Genomic DNA, 12,143 nt, shown 5'->3' on the forward strand with positions numbered 1-12,143 from the left:
CGGTCAAACGGGCACGCCACCGCCAGCAGCGCCAGGACAGCAGGCCATCCCCCTCAGCGGCCGTCATCACCGCACCCAGCAAGACCGGACACCGACCTCGACCAGCCAAGATCACTTAAACGACCGGTATTGCGGCTAGCCGGTGGCATCGCGGCGGCGCCGTGGCCGACAATCGGGGCATGACCGAGCGCAAACCACCCGGTGTCACGTTCGAATCATGGGTCGACAAGCAGATCCGGACCGCACAGGAGCGCGGCGACTTCGACGACCTGCCCGGCGCGGGCAAGCCGCTGCCCGGCGCGGGCGCGCCGCTGGACGACCTGTGGTGGGTCAAGGACTACATCCGCCGCGAGGGCCTCTCCGGTGACGCGCTGCTGCCCACCCCGCTGCAGCTCCGCAAGGAGGCCGAGCGGCTGCCCGAGGCGGTGCGCGACCTGACCACCGAGCAGGCCGTTCGCGATGTGGCCGCCGACCTGAACCGCCGGATCGTCGAGCACCTCCGCGCGCCGACCGGGCCGCAGGTGGCCATCGGCCCGGTGAACGTCGACGAGGTGGTCGCTTCGTGGCGCGTCGGCCGGCCCGAGCCGGTGCGGCAGCCCGCGGCCGAGCCCGTCGAGCCGGCCGCGGCCGCGCCGCGGAAATCCCGCTGGTGGCAACGCTTGCGGCGGTAACCCCGGCCAGCGGTTTCCCACCTTGTGAACGGCTTTGACGGAAATCTCCGACGCTGCTTTGATCAACCTCATGACGCCGGGACCGCTGCTCGTGCAGCGCGCGCACATCGACCTGCTGTGGGTCGCTTCCGCGGCTTGTCCGCGCACCTGATCTCCCCTTGCCCCGGCGCCGCTCCGCTGTTCGTCCGAGCCGCCTGCCGCCGGGTTGCTGTTGTTCGCCCGGCGCCGGGATGCGCCCGCGCCGCGATGAGACGGAGACCTGTGCAATGACGCTGGAAGCCGCATACCTGGAACCGGCGGACGGTGGCGCGGTGATCGAGGTGACCGCCCGGTTCGTCGTCCCGCAACGAGATCTGGCCTCGCTGGAACGCGATTTCGCCCGGAAGATCCGCGCCCTGGCCGAGATACCGGGCCAGTCCACTGTGGAGGTGCAAGCCCGGCCGCAGGCGCCGCGGCTGCGCGCGCTGCCCGCCCCGGTGGAGCCCGCCCTGCGGATCCTGGTCGCCCCGCGCCGAGTCGTGCGGGCCGACGGGACGTTCATCGACTTCACCCGGCTGGAGTTCGACCTGCTGCTGTTCCTGTGCGAGAACCCGGGACGGGTGCACCGGCGCGGCGCGCTGCTCAACGCCGTGTGGCACCTCAACAGCTCGCCGAGCACCCGCACCGTGGACGTGCACGTCCGGCGGATCCGCAGCAAGCTCGGCCCCGGCCTGGACCTGATCACCACGGTGCGCGGGGTCGGCTACCGGGTGGACCACACCTCGGAGGTCGAGATCGAGCCCGACCCCTACGCGCTGTAGGCCGACAGCTTCCGGGCGACGTAGCGGGCGCCGTCGGGCCAGTGCAGCTCGGTGCCGTCGGCGGCGGTGAACAGCTCGCGGCGGTCGCCCGCTTTCGATCGCCGCGCGGTAGCCGCCGTTGTCGAGCACCGGGATGCTCGCACATTCCGGCAGTATCGGACATACCGCCATTCGGGGTGCAACACATTTTCCGGCACATGTCCACAGTGGACAGGTGAGCAACGGCGCCGGAACGGGTAGCCGGGTGGCATGCCGAAGCGCAAGCGCGAGGAGTACGAGCGGGGCCTGCCGGGCTACCACGATCCCCTGGCCGGATTCGCCGGCGCGCCGTACGCCCGCAGCGCCCTCACGCTGCGGATCTGGCTGGCCGGATTCGGCCTGGTGTTCTGCGCGGGCGCGGCGGTCCTGCTGTTCCTGGCGGTGCCGGAGCTGGCCTGGCTGGGCTGGGTGCTGGTCGTGCTCGCGGCGATCGCCGCGGTCGACCTCGGCTGGGTCGTCCACCGCAAGCGACGCGGCGAACCCGGCTGAGCAAGAGCATTGACAAGCCGCGACCTCTCCGTGCCCGAGGACGCCACCGCCCGCTGACCGGCTGCCACGATCGGGCTTCCGGTGAACGGAAAGGGGCGTTCCTTCTCCCCCGGCCCGCAACCGATGGTGGGGGCCGGTCTGCGGTGCCGGTCACGTCGGAGTGCACCGGTGCCGCGGCGGCGCGAGAAGGGAAGCGGCACATGGAGATCCAGGTCGGGATCGTCGGGGCGGGACCCGCGGGGCTGATGCTCTCGCACCTGCTGCACCAGCGCGGTGTGGAGTCCGTCGTCATCGACACCCGCACCCGCGAGGAGATCGAGGGCACCATCCGCGCGGGCGTGCTGGAGCAGAGCTCCGTGGACCTGATGACCGAGACCGGCGTCGGCGACCGCGTCCGCCGGCTGGGCATGGTGCACGAGGGCATCGAGCTGCGCTTCGGCGGCCGCGGGCACCGCATCGACTTCGCCGACCTCACCGGCGGCCGCGGCGTCACCGTCTACCCGCAGCACGAGGTCCTCAAGGACCTGATCGCCAAGCGCCTCGCCGACGGCGGCGACATCCGCTTCGGCGTTTCCGACGTGCAGGTGGAGGGCATCACCGGCGACGCGCCGACGATCCGCTTCACCCAGGACGGCGTCGAGCAGGAGCTGACCTGCGGGCTGGTGGCGGGCTGCGACGGATCGCGGACCATGACCCGGTTCCTGATCCCGGCGCCGAAGCCGCGGCAGGACCACTTCCGGCAGTACCCGTTCGCCTGGTTCGGCATCCTCGCCGAGGCACCGCCGTCCTCCGACGAGCTGATCTACGCGCACCACCGCAACGGCTTCGCCCTGATCAGCACCCGCTCGGCGACCGTGCAGCGGCACTACCTGCAGGTCGACCCGAACGACACGGTCGAGGACTGGTCCGACGACCGGATCTGGCAGGAGCTGCACACCCGGGTGGAGGGCGCGCAGATCAAGGAGGGCCCGATCTTCTCGAAGTCGGTGCTGCACTTCCGCAGCTTCGTCTGCGAGCCGATGCAGTACGGCCGCCTGTTCCTGTCGGGCGACGCCGCGCACACCGTGCCGCCGACCGGCGCGAAGGGCATGAACCTGGCGATCGCCGACGTGCACGTGCTTTCCCGCGCCATGGCCCGCTTCTTCGCCGAGAGCGACCGCACCGCGCTCGACGCCTACACCGCCACGGCGCTGCCGCGGGTCTGGCGGGCGCAGCACTTCTCGTGGTGGATGACGTCGATGCTGCACCGCATGCCGGAGGCCAGCGGCTTCGACCACAACCGCCAACTCGCGGAGCTCGACACGGTCACCCGCTCCCGGGCCGGCCGCACCCTGCTCGCCGAGAACTACGTCGGCACGCCCTTCGACTGACCGTCGAGCCGCCGGTCCGGCCGAAGGTCTAGGCCGGATCGGCGAAGTGGCGGAGGACCATCTCCGCCAGTGCGGTGACGTCTTCGTCGACCATCGGCGCGCCGGTCATGCCCATCCGGTGGAGCAGGGTTCCGACGACGACGTCGATGAGGAGCAGGACCCGGTTCTCCGGCTCGCCGAGCGCCTCCTGGAGCGCGATCCGGTACGGGTCCTGCAACCGCGTGGACAGGACCTCGCGCAGGGCCGGATCGCTCACGGCGTCGACGAAGACGCCCGCGAACGCCGCCCCCATCCCGGGCTCGCCGATCTTCGCCGCGACCCAGTGGATGGCCGACGCCATGTCCTCTTCCCGGCTCGTGCCCGTCAGCGGCACCGGGCCCAACGCGTCGACGAGGCAGTCCGCGATCAGCGCGCCCTTCGACGGCCAGCGGCGGTAGATCGTTGTCTTCGCCACGCCCGCCGCCGCCGCGATGCGATCCATCGTCGCGCCCGCGTACCCCAGCTCGTCAACCGTGCTCAGCGTTGCGGCGAAGACCTCGGCGTCGATGCCGGCGCGCGGGCGGCCCGGGGGTCTGGCGGATGCGGTCGCTCGGGGCATGGCCACACGATAACAACTTTCGCTACGATCGGTATCGATACCATCAGTAGCGAAACTGTCGTGGCGGACGACTGCCCGAGCCCCGGCGGGATCGACGAAGACGGGAGAGCGATGACCACCACCGACCTCGCCGTGGCCGGCGCACCGGCCGCACCCCCATCGGATGCCAGGCCCCCGGGGCGGGGCATCGCCGGAAACTGGCCGCGCGGCTGGGAAACGTGCCGATCGGCTGGTTCTCCCGGCGCCGGACCGGCGAGCTGGCGAAGGTCGTCGGCGACGACGTGATGGCGCAGATCGCCATCGTCTTCCAGGACGTCTACCTCTTCGACGGCACCATCGAGGAGAACGTGCGCCTCGGCCGTCCCGACGCCGACGACGCCGCGGTGCGGGCGGCGGCGACCGCGGCGCGGCTGGACGACGTGATCGAGCGGTTGCCCGGTGGATGGGCGACGAACGTCGGCGAGGGCGGCGCGCTGCTGTCGGGTGGTGAGCGCCAGCGCGTCTCGATCGCGCGTGCGCTGCTGAAGGACGCGCCCATCGTGCTGCTGGACGAGGTGACCTCCGCGCTGGACCCGGTGAACGAGGCGGCCGTCCACGAAGGCGTCGAGCGCCTGATGGCGGGCCGGACGGTGGTGATGGTGGCGCACCGGATGCGGACCGTCCAGCGCGCCGATCGCGTCGTCTTCCTCGACGGCGGCCGGATCGTTGAGGAAGGCAGCCACGACGAACTGCTGCACCGCGGCGGCCGCTACGCCGGCTACTGGCAGCTCTCCACGGCCGCGGCGAGCCCGCGCTGATGGCGAGCGACCGGCTCGACTCGGGGAGGTCGAGCCGGTCCTCGATGCCGTCGCGGATCAGAACGGGTACTGCTGGATCTTGCCCTGGATGGTGACCCACTGGGTTTCCGTGAACGACTCCAGGTTGGCCTCCGCGCCGCCGACGCGACCGCCGTTGCCGGAGGCGCCCACGCCGCCGAACGGGATGTGCGCGTGGTCCCCGACGGTCTGGTCGTTGACGTGCACCAGGCCGCTGGGGATCTGCTTGGCGACCTCCCACGCCGCCATGGCGTCGCCGCCGAGCACGCTCAGCGACAGGCCGTACTCGGTGTCGCGCGCGATCTCGACGGCTTCCTCGACCGTGCGGTAGCGCAGCACGGGCGCGACCGGGCCGAAGATCTCGTCGCAGAACGCCGGTGTGTCGCGGCGAACGTGGTCGAGCACCGTCGGCCGGTAGAACAGCCCGTCGTACTCGCCGCCGGCGGCCAGCGTCGCGCCCGCCGCGACGCTCTCGGTGACCAGCCGGTGGATGTTGTCGCGCTGCCGCTCGTCGATGATCGGCCCCAGCGCCACCTCGGCGGTGTTCGGGTCGCCGACCGGCAGGTTGCGGGCCTTCTCGGCGAGCGCGGCCACGTATTCGTCCGCAATGGACTCGTGCACCAGGTGCCGGCCCGCGGCCATGCAGATCTGCCCCTGGTGCAGGAACGATCCCCAGGCGCCCGCCGACGCGGCGGCGGCGACGTCGGCGTCCGGCAGCACGATCAGCGCGTTGTTGCCGCCGAGCTCCAGGTGCGCGCGCTTCAAGTGGGTCGCGGCGGATTCGGCGACCGTGCGGCCGGCGGCGGTCGAGCCGGTGAACGCGATGACGCGGGTGTGCTTGTTGGCCACCAGCGCCGCCCCGGCGTCGGCGCCGCCCGGCAGCATCTGGAACACGCCTTCCGGGACACCGGCGGCCTCGAAGATCGCGGCCAGCACCACGCCGCCGCACACCGCGGTCCGGGTGTCGGGCTTGAGCACCACCGCGTTGCCCAGCGCCAGCGCGGGGGCGACGGCGCGGATCGACAGGATCAGCGGGAAGTTGAACGGCGCGATGACGCCGACGACCCCGGCGGCCACCCGGCGGCTGAGGCTCAGCCGGCCGTCCGCCGACGGCAGCAGCGAACCGGCCGGGTGGGACGGCAGCGCGGCCGCTTCGAAGCACTCGTTGGCCGCGCTGTGCGCCTCCAGCTCCGCCTTCGGCGGGATCGAACCGGCCTCGCGGATGATCCAGCGGCGGATCTCCTCGGCGTGCTCCTCAAACAGCCGCCCGGCGCGGCGCATGATCGCGGCGCGCTCCTCGAACGGCGTGCTCTCCCACTCCCGCTGCGCGGCGGCCGCCTTGGCGCACGCTTCGTCGATATCACCGGGCGTGGCGGCGCCGACGTGTCCCAGCACCTGCCCGGTCGCCGGCTCGACGACCTCCGTCGGGGTGCCGCTCGCCGTGCTCCAGCTGCCGGTGAAAACGCGCTTCGCCCAGCGTTCGACATCCAGAATCGTCATGTACAACGGCCTTTCTCAAGCGAATCGAACTTGTGGTCCTGGTCAGCTCGCGGCTGCCCGCTCCGGTTCCGGGGTGCGGAACTTCTTCCCGGCCACCAGCGCCACGGCGACCGCGCCGATGGCACCGGGGACCGCGACGGCGATGAAGTTCTGCTGGAACGGCAGTTCCAGCGCCAAGAGGGCGCCGCCGAGCGTGGGGCCGCCGATCGCGCCGATGCGGCCGATCCCGGCGGCCCAGCCGACGCCGGTGGAGCGCACCGCGGCCGGGTAGTACTCCACGGCGAACGCGTGGATGATCGCCAGCACGCCGACCGTCGCCGCCCCGGCGACGAACAGCAGCACGTTGAGCAGCACCGAGTTCGGGTTGAACGACAGGCCGATCAGCGAGGCGGACGCCAGCACGAAGTACGCCACCAGCGTGTTGCGGTAGTTCCAGCGGTCCGCGATCCAGCCGCCCGCGATGGCGCCCACCATGCCGCCCAGGTTGAGCACCACCAGGTTCCACAGCGCCGAGCCCAGCGGGTAGCCGGCGGTCTGCATCAGCTTCGGCAGCCACGTGTTGAGCCCGTAGCTCAGCAGCATGCACATCGCGAAGAAGACCCAGATCAGCACGTTGTTGATCGCGTTGCCGCCGGCGAACAGCTGCCGCAGCCGGGCCTTGCCCGCCGCAGCGCTCCGTTCGACGACCACGTCGTCCAGCTCCGCGGCCGGGTCGATCTTGCGCAGCACGACCAGCAGCCGCTCCCGGTCGCCCCGGGTGGCCAGGAAGTCCGGTGATTCCGGGAGGTGGCGCAGCAGGAACGGCACCATCAGCAGCGGGATCGCCGCCACGTAGAACACGCCGCGCCAGGTCCACAGCGGCTCGATGTAGATGGCGAACACCGCGGCGGCGATCCCGCCCACCGAGTAGAACGACGAAACCAGCGTCACGAACAGGGCTTTCGCCCGCCGCGGCGCGATTTCACCGGCCAGCGCGTTGAAGTTGGGCACCAGCGCGCCCAGCGACACGCCGACGACGAACCGCAGCACGCCCAGCTGCGCCGGCCCGGTGGCCAGCGCGCAGCTGAACGACGCGATGCTGGCGATGGTCACGCAGGTGATCATCAGCGGTCGCCTGCCGTACCGGTCGGCCAGGGGCGCCACGAACAGGCCACCGACCAGCATGCCGACCAGCGCGACGGAGCCGAGCGTCCCGGCGGTCACCGGGTTCATGTGCCACTCGTCCATCAGGTGCGTGATCACGGTGCCGTAGGACACCATGTCGTAGCCGTCCACGATCATCAGCAACGAGCACATGATCAGGACCTTGATGTGGAAGCCGTTGAGCCGGGCATCGCCGACCACGGTCCCAACTGTTTGCCGGGCCATATGTTTTCCTTGGGGTTCCGCTGCCGTAGGGGAACGGCCGGTCAGGGTTCGGTGAGTTCGGTCTCGGCCTCGATCACGGCCGGTTTTCCGGAGCGCAGCGCGGCGGCCAGGGCGTCGGCGAACTCCTCGCGGGTGCGCACCGAGGTCGCCGCGACGCCGTAGCCGCCCGCGATCTGCACGAAGTCGATGCCGGGCACGTCCATGCCGGGCGTCTCGCCCGCGTCGAGCACCTTCGAGAACCAGCGCAGCGCGCCGTACGTGCCGTTCTTCAGGATCACGATGATCACCGGGATCTCGTACTGCGCGGCCGTCCACAGCGCGGTGATGCCGTAGTTCGCCGAGCCGTCGCCGATGAGCCCGATCACCTGCCGGTCGTCGTGGGCCAGCTGCGCACCGACGGCGGCGGGCAGCCCGAAGCCGAGCCCGCCGGAGGCCGGGAAGAAGTAGCTGCCCTGCCGCGAAAGGTCCATCTGGGCCCAGAAATCGGCCGCGGTCGCAGTGGATTCCTTGACGTAAACGGCATCAGCCGGCGCGTTCTCCCGCAGGACCGCGAACAGCTCCGCCGGGTGCAGCCGGTCGCCGCCCGAGGGTGCGGGCGGGTGCTCCGGCAGCGACGGCAGCTCCGGGCGGCGCCCGGCGGTGACGGCGTCGGCCAGCCTGGACAGCGCGTCCTTGACGTCGCCGACCAGCGCCTGCCCCATCGGCGCCCGCGCGGCCTCGCCCGGGTCGCCGGTCAGCTGGATCAGCCGGGCGCCCGCCGGGAGGTACTCGCCGGGCACGAACTGGTGGTAGCGGAACACCGGCGCGCCGACGACGAGGATCAGGTCGTGGCCCGCCAACGCGTTGGTGACGCCCTGGACCGCGGCGGGCAGCACGCCGCGGAAGCTGCGGTGTCGGGTGGGGAACGGGCAGCGCGACGCCGAGGGCGCGATCCACACCGGCGCGCCCAGCCGGTCCGCGAGCCGCACCGCGTCGTCGTTGGCGTACTGCGCGTCGACCTCCGGTCCCAGCACCAGCACCGGACTCTCGGCCGCGTCGAGGGTGCCGGCCAGGTCGGCGAGCTGCGCGGCGCTGAGCGAACCGGCGGTGCCGGTGGTGCGCTCCAGCAAGTGCCGGGCTTCCGGCGGCGCCTCCTGACCCCAGTCGTCGTAGGGCACCGACACGTACACCGGGCCCTTCGCCGGCAGGTTAGCGATGTGGATCGCGTGGCTGATCGAGCGCGGCACGTCCTGCGCGCACGCCGGTTCGCAGCTCCACTTCACCAGCGGCTTCGGCAGCGTCGCGGCGTCGACGTTGGCCAGCATGACCTCCTGGCCGATGGTCGAGCGCACCTGCTGCCCGGCGGTGATGATCAGCGGGCTGTGCGAGTACACCGAGTTCGTCAGCGGGCCCAGCGCGTTCCCGGTGCCGGCCGCCGCGTGCAGGTTGACCAGCGCCGAACCGCCGCGGGCCAGCGCGTACCCGTCCGCCATCGCCAGCACGGCGCCCTCGTGCAGGCCGAGCACGTACCGGAAGTCCGCCGGCATGCCGGCCAGGAACGGCAGCTCGTTGGATCCGGGGTTGCCGAAGATCGTGGTCAGATCATGCGATCGCAGCAGGTCGTAGGTCGCCTGGCGCACGTCGGGCATCGGTGCTCGCTTCCGGCTCGGTGGGCCTTTCGGTGATGCCCGCCACCCTAGGCAAGCAGTGGTCATAGTCCTAATGAATGCTGTTGATCCGGGCATAGACAAGACTTATTCTCACTGCGTGGTCGACGTGGACCTGAACCTGATGCGCACCTTCGTGCTGCTCTACGAGACCCGCAGCGTGACGAAGACCGCCGAAGCCTTGTTCATCACGCAGCCGTCGGTGAGCCACGCGCTGCGCCGGCTGCGGCGCCAGTTCGCCGACGAGCTGTTCGCCCGCTCCCCCGACGGCCTAGCGCCGACCGAGATCGCGGAGCGGATGTACCCGCGCCTGCAGCAGGCACTGGAGGTGATCGACGAGACGGTCTCCGGGGCGGGCCGGTTCGACCCGGCCACGTCGGTGCGCACCTTCCGGATCTGCGCGACCGACCTGGGCGAGATCAGCCTGCTGCCGCCGATCCTGGCCCGGCTGGAGGAGCAGGCGCCGCGCTGCACCGTCGAGGTCACGCCGCTGGACATGGCCGCCGCGCCGCAGCAGCTCCGCCAGGGGCGCACCGACGCCGTCATCTGCACGCCGCGCATCGACGCGTCGGACCTGCGCCGCGACGGGTTGTTCCAGGAGCGCTACGTCGGGCTGATCGCCCGCGATCACCCGCGCATCGGCGAGCGCCCCACCCTGGACGAGTACCTGCGGGAACGGCACATCGTGGTGGACCCGGCCGCCGGGCACGTCGACGCGGACCAGGAGCTGACCCGGCTCGGGCACCGCCGCGAGGTCGCGGCGCGGGTGCCGCACTTCGCGGTGCTGCCCGAGCTGCTCGCCCGCACCCGCTACCTCTCGGCGGTGCCCAGCGGCGTCGCGGGCCTGTTCACCCGCTCGTCGCGGGTGCGGACCTTCGAGCTGCCGTTCGAGATCCCCACGGTCGAGGTCGCGCTCTACACGTACCGGCGGGCCATTCCCGCGCCGGGCACGGACTGGCTGCGCGACCTCGTCCGCGACACCCTGCGCCGCGAACCGTCCACATCGGACACCGAGGGGCCGGCGGCGCAGGGCTGAGGTCAGCCCGCCAGCAGGCCTGGGCCGAAGGTCAGCTCGGCGCTGTGCCGCAGGCCGCCGGTCGCGGTGTCACCGAGGTAGAACCGCGTCGACATGGTGCGCTCGTCGAGGTCGAACACCGTGCGCCAGAGTGTCCGGACCGGGTAGTGCCCGGCGTTGGTGGCGTCGAAACCGATCTCGTCGAGGGTCGCGCGCAGCAGCTCCCCGGACATCACCGAGCCGCCGGTGCGGTCGACCAGCGTCCGGTACCGCCCGTAGGTCCACAGCGTTTCCTCGTTGTCCGGCGGCAGTTCTCCCGCCTGCTGCTTGTGCACCAGGTGGTTGGTGAGGCACAGTGCGTCGCCGTCGATGTCGATGATGTGCTCGATACCGGCGTCGCCGCGTTCCCAGATGAACGCGTTGCCCGCCGCATCCGCGATCAGGTAGTGCAGCGGCACACCCAGGTCGTAGTGCTTGGCACCGAGCAGCGCCTGCTTCGCCTCGTCCACCGTGGCGCAGGTGTCCAGCACGAACCTGGGCAGCTGCGCCGAGGAGATCCCGACCTGCGGGCCCGCCTCGACCGGCGGCGTGGTGTTCTCCGCGTCGGCGATCAGCAAGGCCACCGCGAGCCCGTGCTCGTTGATGCCCTCCATGCAGCCGTCGAGCTCGTTCATGGTGAGCACCGTCGTGGTCGGGCCGGCGTCCGGGATGCTGTTGAGCACGTAGGGCCTGGATGCCATCGGCGGTCGCGGCACGGCCGGTTCGGGCCCGCCGAGCGCCGCGAAGATCTCCTCGGCGCTGGTGGTGAAGAAGTCGTAGTTGCGCCCGAAAAGCCCGTGCCCCTCCTTCGTCGCGGACGGCCGGAGGTAGGTCACCGAGCAGGCCGATCCGCTCGGCACGCCGGTCAGCCCGTCGAGGTACACCCGGTCGTCGTCGGGGTCGAACCCGGCCGCCTCGGCCGCGCCGCACATCCGCTCGTGGTGCTGCGGCCAGTTCCGCTCGAACCAGGCGCGTCGCGCCCGGTTCACCACCGGGTCGACCAGGACCGGCGCCCAGCCGAAGGTCGCGGCGGCCTCGGCGGCCAGCGCGCGGCCGATCTCCCGCTGGCCGCCCGCCGCGGTCACCTTCCGCACCGTCATGAAGTCGTCGTCGCCACCGGCGATGATCTCGCTCGTCACGCTCATCTCAGTTCTCCTCTTCGTCGGTCTTCGGGTCCCGCCACATCGGCCGCACCGTCGGCCCGCCGGGCAGCACGACCGGCTCCCCCAGCTCCCGGAAGCCGTGGCGTTCGTAAAGCGGCCGATTGCGGGGCGAACTCGCCTCCAGGTACGCGGGCGCGCCTTCGGCGTCGGCTCGGGCCAGCCGGTCGGCCAGCAGCGCGGATCCCAGCCCCTCGCCACGCCGCTGCGGCCGGACACCGAGGAACGGCAGGTACAGGTGCGCGCGCCCGCGCGGATGCCGCGCCAGCACGAGCCTGTTGAAGATCTCCAGCCGTTCGAGGTGCGGCAGGAACGCGGCAGGGAGCTCGCGGTCGCCACCGATCTCCGCATCGTGGTCCGCCGGCGGCAGCCAGACCGCGACCGCCGAGCCAGCACCGGCCACGGCGAGCTCCCCCGCTTCGATCGACGCCGCGACCGCGGGACCGAAGACGTGGGGCAGGGCCACTCGCCGATCTTCGGCATCGGGGAACAGCCAGCTCGTCAACGGGTCGTCGTCGAACGCCAACACGAGCGTGCCGACGACGGCTTCGGGATCGTGCATCAAGTCCTCCGCAATACGCCGTACTCAATCATGGGTACACCGTATCTAACTCTGTCCGCAGATGCTCGTGC

General features: G+C 71.5%; 13 protein-coding genes. 6 read left to right on the forward strand and 7 right to left on the reverse strand.

The features are described 5' to 3' along the window. Positions 1-179: 179 nt before the first annotated feature. Positions 180-671, forward strand: a complete 492-nt coding sequence (locus E1288_RS38170) for a DnaJ family domain-containing protein (RefSeq protein ID WP_132493554.1) — start codon at positions 180-182, stop codon at positions 669-671. A gap of 266 nt (positions 672-937) precedes the next feature. Continuing rightward, entirely contained in the window at positions 938-1,471 is a 534-nt protein-coding gene (locus tag E1288_RS38175) for a winged helix-turn-helix domain-containing protein (RefSeq protein WP_207954784.1), read from the forward strand. Here E1288_RS38175 and E1288_RS47495 read toward each other — a convergent pair. Next, positions 1,459-1,614: a hypothetical protein gene (locus E1288_RS47495; RefSeq protein WP_165968478.1), complete on the reverse strand. Its 156-nt coding sequence runs from the start codon at positions 1,612-1,614 to the stop codon at positions 1,459-1,461. The two genes, E1288_RS38175 and E1288_RS47495, sit on opposite strands and share 13 nt — an antisense overlap. 106 nt (positions 1,615-1,720) lie before the next feature. On the opposite strand from E1288_RS47495, the gene E1288_RS38180 reads away from it, so the two are divergent. Both E1288_RS38180 and E1288_RS38185 read left to right on the forward strand, forming a co-directional pair. Continuing rightward, entirely contained in the window at positions 1,721-1,999 is a 279-nt protein-coding gene (locus E1288_RS38180) for a DUF6343 family protein (RefSeq protein WP_132493555.1), read from the forward strand. Between the two features lie 200 nt (positions 2,000-2,199). Beyond that, complete coding sequence (locus E1288_RS38185) at positions 2,200-3,369, forward strand: 4-hydroxybenzoate 3-monooxygenase (protein ID WP_132493556.1); 1,170 nt, start codon at positions 2,200-2,202, stop codon at positions 3,367-3,369. A gap of 28 nt (positions 3,370-3,397) precedes the next feature. On the opposite strand, the gene E1288_RS38190 is transcribed toward E1288_RS38185, so the two are convergent. Further along, the gene (locus E1288_RS38190) at positions 3,398-3,967 is read right to left on the reverse strand and encodes a TetR/AcrR family transcriptional regulator (RefSeq protein ID WP_132493557.1); all 570 of its coding nucleotides are present in this window, start codon (positions 3,965-3,967) and stop codon (positions 3,398-3,400) included. Between the two features lie 218 nt (positions 3,968-4,185). Between E1288_RS38190 and E1288_RS38195 the strand changes: the two genes are divergently transcribed. Continuing rightward, positions 4,186-4,764, forward strand: coding sequence for an ATP-binding cassette domain-containing protein (locus E1288_RS38195; protein WP_408014304.1), 579 nt, complete (start codon positions 4,186-4,188; stop codon positions 4,762-4,764). Between the two features lie 57 nt (positions 4,765-4,821). On the opposite strand, the gene E1288_RS38200 is transcribed toward E1288_RS38195, so the two are convergent. Genes E1288_RS38200 through mdlC form a run of 3 tightly spaced genes read right to left on the reverse strand, consistent with a single transcriptional unit; the run spans position 4,822 to position 9,278 of the window. Continuing rightward, positions 4,822-6,282, reverse strand: coding sequence for an aldehyde dehydrogenase family protein (locus E1288_RS38200; protein ID WP_132493558.1), 1,461 nt, complete (start codon positions 6,280-6,282; stop codon positions 4,822-4,824). Between the two features lie 42 nt (positions 6,283-6,324). Beyond that, the gene (locus E1288_RS38205; protein ID WP_132493559.1) at positions 6,325-7,650 is read right to left on the reverse strand and encodes an MFS transporter; all 1,326 of its coding nucleotides are present in this window, start codon (positions 7,648-7,650) and stop codon (positions 6,325-6,327) included. 41 nt (positions 7,651-7,691) lie between these two features. Continuing rightward, positions 7,692-9,278 carry a benzoylformate decarboxylase gene (gene mdlC / locus E1288_RS38210; RefSeq protein WP_132493560.1) on the reverse strand — a complete coding sequence of 529 codons (1,587 nt, stop codon included), beginning with the start codon at positions 9,276-9,278 and terminating at the stop codon, positions 7,692-7,694. Between the two features lie 118 nt (positions 9,279-9,396). Between mdlC and E1288_RS38215 the strand changes: the two genes are divergently transcribed. After that, positions 9,397-10,332 carry a LysR family transcriptional regulator gene (locus E1288_RS38215; protein WP_132493561.1) on the forward strand — a complete coding sequence of 312 codons (936 nt, stop codon included), beginning with the start codon at positions 9,397-9,399 and terminating at the stop codon, positions 10,330-10,332. A 2-nt stretch (positions 10,333-10,334) separates the two neighbouring features. Here the strand turns inward: E1288_RS38215 and E1288_RS38220 are convergent, their stop codons facing one another. Together E1288_RS38220 and E1288_RS38225 are read right to left on the reverse strand one after the other, a co-directional pair. Continuing rightward, positions 10,335-11,495: a C45 family peptidase gene (locus E1288_RS38220; RefSeq protein WP_132493562.1), complete on the reverse strand. Its 1,161-nt coding sequence runs from the start codon at positions 11,493-11,495 to the stop codon at positions 10,335-10,337. A 1-nt stretch (position 11,496) separates the two neighbouring features. Beyond that, complete coding sequence (locus E1288_RS38225; RefSeq protein ID WP_132493563.1) at positions 11,497-12,072, reverse strand: GNAT family N-acetyltransferase; 576 nt, start codon at positions 12,070-12,072, stop codon at positions 11,497-11,499. Between the last annotated feature and the right edge of the window lie 71 nt (positions 12,073-12,143).

The sequence above is a fragment of the Saccharopolyspora elongata genome (assembly GCF_004348985.1).
Classification (GTDB): Bacteria; Actinomycetota; Actinomycetes; order Mycobacteriales; family Pseudonocardiaceae; genus Saccharopolyspora; species Saccharopolyspora elongata.

Excerpts from the sequence above, each read along its gene's own strand:
- E1288_RS38170 (WP_132493554.1), top strand. The coding sequence starts at position 180 with ATGACCGAGCGCAAACCACCCGGTGTCACGTTCGAATCATGGGTCGAC.
- E1288_RS38175 (WP_207954784.1), top strand. The coding sequence starts at position 938 with ATGACGCTGGAAGCCGCATACCTGGAACCGGCGGACGGTGGCGCGGTG.
- E1288_RS38180 (WP_132493555.1), top strand. The coding sequence starts at position 1,721 with ATGCCGAAGCGCAAGCGCGAGGAGTACGAGCGGGGCCTGCCGGGCTAC.
- E1288_RS38185 (WP_132493556.1), top strand. The coding sequence starts at position 2,200 with ATGGAGATCCAGGTCGGGATCGTCGGGGCGGGACCCGCGGGGCTGATG.
- E1288_RS38190 (WP_132493557.1), bottom strand. The coding sequence starts at position 3,967 with ATGCCCCGAGCGACCGCATCCGCCAGACCCCCGGGCCGCCCGCGCGCC.
- E1288_RS38200 (WP_132493558.1), bottom strand. The coding sequence starts at position 6,282 with ATGACGATTCTGGATGTCGAACGCTGGGCGAAGCGCGTTTTCACCGGC.
- E1288_RS38205 (WP_132493559.1), bottom strand. The coding sequence starts at position 7,650 with ATGGCCCGGCAAACAGTTGGGACCGTGGTCGGCGATGCCCGGCTCAAC.
- mdlC (WP_132493560.1), bottom strand. The coding sequence starts at position 9,278 with ATGCCCGACGTGCGCCAGGCGACCTACGACCTGCTGCGATCGCATGAT.
- E1288_RS38220 (WP_132493562.1), bottom strand. The coding sequence starts at position 11,495 with ATGAGCGTGACGAGCGAGATCATCGCCGGTGGCGACGACGACTTCATG.
- E1288_RS38225 (WP_132493563.1), bottom strand. The coding sequence starts at position 12,072 with ATGCACGATCCCGAAGCCGTCGTCGGCACGCTCGTGTTGGCGTTCGAC.